Annotated in this window: 6 protein-coding genes; 3 read left to right on the forward strand and 3 right to left on the reverse strand. The window is 69.6% G+C overall.

The window, feature by feature from the left end; translation table 11 throughout:
• Window positions 1-233: 233 nt before the first annotated feature.
• Window positions 234-1,220: a glutathione S-transferase family protein gene (locus QZ753_RS10920; RefSeq protein ID WP_294643656.1), complete on the forward strand. Its 987-nt coding sequence runs from the start codon at window positions 234-236 to the stop codon at window positions 1,218-1,220.
• A gap of 1 nt (window position 1,221) precedes the next feature.
• On the opposite strand, the gene QZ753_RS10925 is transcribed toward QZ753_RS10920, so the two are convergent.
• The gene (locus QZ753_RS10925; RefSeq protein WP_294643649.1) at window positions 1,222-1,686 is read right to left on the reverse strand and encodes an NUDIX domain-containing protein; all 465 of its coding nucleotides are present in this window, start codon (window positions 1,684-1,686) and stop codon (window positions 1,222-1,224) included.
• A 45-nt stretch (window positions 1,687-1,731) separates the two neighbouring features.
• Between QZ753_RS10925 and QZ753_RS10930 the strand changes: the two genes are divergently transcribed.
• Window positions 1,732-2,673 (forward strand): metallophosphoesterase, encoded by a 942-nt coding sequence (locus QZ753_RS10930; RefSeq protein WP_294643650.1) that lies wholly within the window; start codon window positions 1,732-1,734, stop codon window positions 2,671-2,673.
• A 94-nt stretch (window positions 2,674-2,767) separates the two neighbouring features.
• Window positions 2,768-3,919, forward strand: coding sequence for a benzoate/H(+) symporter BenE family transporter (locus QZ753_RS10935; protein ID WP_294643652.1), 1,152 nt, complete (start codon window positions 2,768-2,770; stop codon window positions 3,917-3,919).
• 9 nt (window positions 3,920-3,928) lie between these two features.
• Here the strand turns inward: QZ753_RS10935 and QZ753_RS10940 are convergent, their stop codons facing one another.
• Both QZ753_RS10940 and QZ753_RS10945 read right to left on the reverse strand, forming a co-directional pair.
• Entirely contained in the window at window positions 3,929-4,546 is a 618-nt protein-coding gene (locus QZ753_RS10940; RefSeq protein WP_294643654.1) for a hypothetical protein, read from the reverse strand.
• 108 nt (window positions 4,547-4,654) lie between these two features.
• Window positions 4,655-4,795: alpha-isopropylmalate synthase regulatory domain-containing protein (locus QZ753_RS10945; protein ID WP_294643659.1), on the reverse strand; the 141-nt coding region annotated here is incomplete at its 5' end.

Raw genomic sequence — 4,795 nt, forward strand, 5'->3', positions numbered from 1 at the left:
GGGTCCTGACGGTGGAGACGCACTCGCTCCGCCCCGCCGGACCTCGCAATCGGGTCAGGCGCCGGCGGCGTGGATCGTGGCGGCTGGTGCCGCCTCCTGGCGTCGTCGTCGCAGCATGGGAAACCCGTTGCTTCAGGCCTGCCTATCGGCCGATCCGCTCCATATCACCGCATATGTGCCGCGTCGAGGGCGAAGCAATTCCCCGCGCGCGGCTTTCGCGATGGGTGATGCAGATGGGCCTTCTGGTCGATGGCAAGTGGCAGGACAAGTGGTACGACACCAAGTCGTCGGGCGGCAGCTTCCAGCGCACCAAGACGGCGTTCCGCCGCTGGGTGACGCCGAACGGCGAGCCGGGTCCCGACGGTCAGGACGCGGTGCCGGCCGAGGCCGGGCGCTACCACCTCTACGTCTCCCTCGCCTGCCCCTGGGCGCACCGGACGCTGATCCTGCGCAAGCTCAAGAAGCTGGAGGACGTCGTCTCCCTCTCGGTCGTCGACTGGTTCATGGGGGCGGAAGGCTGGACCTTCTCGGACCGCCAGGGCTGCATCCCCGACAGCGTGAACGGGGCGGAGCGCCTCTACGAGGTGTATCTGAAGGCCGATCCGACCTTCACCGGCCGCGTCACGGTCCCGGTGCTCTGGGACAAGAAGGACGGCACCATCGTCAACAACGAGTCGGCCGAGATCCTACGCATCTTCAACTCGTCCTTCGACGCGTTCGGCGACGCGTCGGTGGATTTCTGCCCGGCCGACCTTAGGTCCGCGGTCGATGCGACCAACGAGGAGGTCTACGAGGCGGTCAACAACGGCGTCTACAAGTGCGGCTTCGCGACGACGCAGGAAGCCTACGAGAAACCCTTCCACGTCCTGTTCGACACGCTCGACCGGCTGGAGGACCGCCTGTCGCGCCAGCGCTATCTCACGGGCGACCGGATCACCGAAGCGGACTGGCGCCTGTTCACGACGCTCATCCGCTTTGATCCGGTCTATGTCGGGCACTTCAAGTGCAACAAGCGCCGCATCACCGACTACCTCAACCTTCAAGGCTACATGCTGGAGCTCTACCAGTGGACGGGCGTGCGCGAGACGGTGGATTTCCACCACATCAAGCATCACTACTACGAGAGCCACGACACGATTAACCCGACGCGGATCGTGCCGCTCGGCCCCGAGCTCGACCTCGACCGCCCGCACGGGCGCGAGCGGCTGGCCGCCGCCTGAGCTACCAGTCCTCGGTGGGCGGCTCGCCGCCGAGCACCTCGGCGAGGCGTCGGCGCGTGGCCGGCGTCGTCCCCTCGGGCAGATCGTCGAGCGCGAAGAAGCCGCTCTCGGCAATCTCCCAGTCGGCCTTGCGCGGCGCGGTCTGCCGGACGCGATCGCACCGGTAGACCATAACGTGGTCCCGCCCTTCGCGACGATTGTAGTGGATCGAGACAAGGACTGGTGTCGCCTCGCAGACGAGGTTGCCCTCCTCGCGGGCCTCGCGCACCACCGCCTCAAGCGCCGTCTCGCCGGGATCGACGGCGCCGCCCGGCATGTACCAGCCCTCGCGGTAGCCGTGACGCACGAGGAACACGCGGCCCTCCTCATCCAGCGCCACGATGCGCGCGCCGAGCGTCATCGATCGCGTGAGGAGGCCCCAGACGCGCAGCACCCGTGCAAGCGGCCGCGAAAACCAGGGCGTCATCGGCCTGCCCTTCCCATCGCGCCCGGTCCGGCTAGTTCACCGCCCATGTTTCGTCTCGCTCATCTGTCCGACATCCACCTCGGTCCGCTGCCGGACGTGTCCTACCGCGAGCTCGCCTCGAAGCGCATCACCGGTTACATCAACTGGCAGCGCAACCGGAAGCGGGCGATGTTCGGCGACACGCTGCTGAAGCTCGTCGCCGACCTCAAGGCGCAGTCGCCGAGCCATGTGGCGGTGACCGGCGACCTCGTCAATCTCGCAACCAAGACCGAGATCGTCGGCGCGCGGGTCTGGCTGGAAGACCTCGGCGACCCCGCATGGGTCTCGGTGGTGCCGGGCAATCACGACGCCTACGTGCCGGGGGCGCTGAAGCGCGTCTACGAGGAATGGTACCCGTATCTGATCGGCGACGGCGGCAAGGCGCCCCATCATCGGCGCTATCCCTACATGCGCGTGCGCGGCCAGGTCGCGATCATCGGCACGTCGAGCGCGGAGGCCACCGCGCCGTTCTTTGCCACCGGCACCTTCAAGCGCGGGCAGGCGCTTGCGACCGCCCGCCTTCTCGACGAGGCCAAGGCGCGCGGCCTGTTCCGCGTGGTGATGATCCACCACCCGCCGATCGCCGGTGCGGCGGCCTGGTCGAAGCGGCTGATCGGCAAGCAATATTTCTCCAAGGTCATCCATGACGTCGGCGCCGAACTGGTGCTGCACGGCCATACGCATCTCGACACGCTCTACTGGCTGACGGGGCCGGGCGGCGAGCGCGTGCCGGTCGCCGGCATTCCGTCGGCGAGCCAGAACGTCGGCGGATCGAAGCCGGCCGCGCGCTACAGCCTCTTCGAGATCGACGGCGCACCGGGCGACTGGTCGCTCGTCCAGCGCGAACGCGGCTTCCGGGCCGATGGCGGCGGCATCGACTGGATCCGCGAGCGCCGCCTCCTCAACGACGGCACCACGATCGACGTCGAGCCCGGCGTCGCCGCCTGATCTGCGGACGGTCGCAGCCAAGGAAGCGCTTGCCAGGGACGGACACGGCCGCGTAAGGCGCTCGGATCGCCGTTCGCCGATCGAGGCCCGCCCGATGCGCCCTCCCCCGTTGCCCGCCCTTTCGGCGGGGCTGCTTGCGGCCTTCGTCGGTTTCGCCAGTTCCTTCTCCGTGGTGCTGCAGGGGCTGGTCGGGGTCGGCGCTTCACCGGAGGAGGCCGCGTCCGGCATCATGGCCCTGTCGATCGCGATGGGCGTCTGCGGTATCCTCGTCTCGTGGCGAATGAAGATGCCGATCTCCGTCGCCTGGTCGACGCCCGGCGCCGCGCTGCTGGCCGGGGCCGGCGCACCCGCCGGCGGTTTTGCCGCGGCAATCGGCGCATTTATCCTGGCAGGAGCGCTCGTGGTGCTGGCCGGCCTCGTGAAGCCCGTCGGCCGGGCGATCTCCCGCATTCCGCTGTCGCTCGCCAACGCGATGCTGGCGGGCATCCTGCTTCCCCTCTGCCTCGCGCCCGTCAAGGCGGTGGCCTCGATCCCGCTCGAAGCCCTCGCGGTCATCGCGATCTGGTTTCTCGTCGGGCGCTGGAGCCGGGTCCTCGCGGTGCCGGCGGCCGCCGTCGCGACCTTTCTCCTGCTCTTTCTCGCCCACAGCGGCCCGGCAGGCGCGTCGGCGGTGATCCCCTCGCCGGTCCTCGTCCTGCCGGACTGGTCGCCGGCCGCGCTGGTCGGGCTGGGCCTGCCCCTCTTCCTGATCACCATGGCCTCGCAGAACATTCCGGGCCTTGCGATCCTGCGGGTCAACGGCTTTGCCGCCGAGCCCGCCCCGCTCTTCACGGCGACGGGCATCGCGAGCCTCCTCTGCGCCCCGTTCGGCGGCCATGCGGTCAATCTCGCCGCGATCACCGCGGCGATCTGCGCGGGCGACGAGGCCGGACCGGACCGGGCTCGTCGGTGGTGGGCGGGGATCGTCTCGGGGGTCGCCTATATCGCCTTCGGTCTCACCGCAGGCTGGGCCACGGCGTTCGCCGCGCAGTCTCCTGCGCTGGTCCAGACGGTGGCCGGCGTCGCGCTGATCGGCGCCTTCACCGGCGCGCTCGGGGGAATGGTCGGCGAGACGCGGGACCGCGAGGCGGCGATCCTGTGCTTCGTCGTCACGGCGTCGGGCGTGCCGTTCCTCGGCATTAGCGCCCCGTTCTGGGGCCTCGTGGTGGGGGGCGTCGTGCTTCTGGCCGTCCGCCGGCGGGGCTGACGCGGTCCGTCAGACGATCGGCGCGCCGCGATAGGCGGCGATCGCCATGAGGATGCCGGCGCCGACGACGATGCCGATCATCAGCCAGGAGACGGCGATCACGAAGTCCGTCGAGCGCGGGCGCGGCGCGAGACGGATCGGCTCGAGCGAGGCGGCGGCGGCGAGCGCGGCCGGCCGCTCGGCGGGCCGAAGACCGATGCCGTCGGATGCGGCGAGTGCGCGGTCGCGCTCCACCATCCGCTCGGCGACGTACTCGGTCACCTTGTCGACGATCACGCGGCTTTCACCCGATTCGGCGAGCGTGATGCGGCCGAGGCGGGTGTCCCGCACGAAGCGGTAGGTGCGCCGGTCTCGCGCCATCAAAACCTGCGCCGTGCCGTCGACCCAGTAGCGGGGCTGCGGGCCACCGGAGAGCGTGAAGTCGAAGAGGTCGTCATCGGCCGGCACCGCATCGATGATCGGCTGAAGTTCCTCGGCGAAGATCTCGAGGCGGGCGCGGTCCGCCTCGCGGATGTCGACCACGATGTCGGTCCGCTGCGAGGAGGCGATCTTGGCCGCGCGCACCGCGTCGGCCAAACGCTTGGTTCCGCTCGTCACCGACAGGGCGCCCCGGGACTCCATCATCATGCCACCTCGACCTCGCGCGGCGGGCCGTCATGGCCCGCCGTACGGTTGTCATGCGTACCGCCGCTGGCTTTCGTGAAACCGGAACGGCACGCAAGCGGAAAGGTTTCGTTAACCCTGACTATCCACGATCCGGTTGGCCGCCGCAACGATCGCGCGCAGCGAGGCCGTCGTGGCGTTCTGGTCGATGCCGGCGCCGAAGGCCCGTCCGCCCGGATGCTCGATCTCCATGTAGGCGATCGCCGAGGCGTT

It is taken from the genome of uncultured Aureimonas sp. (genome assembly GCF_913775355.1).
Classification (GTDB): Bacteria; Pseudomonadota; Alphaproteobacteria; order Rhizobiales; family Rhizobiaceae; genus Aureimonas.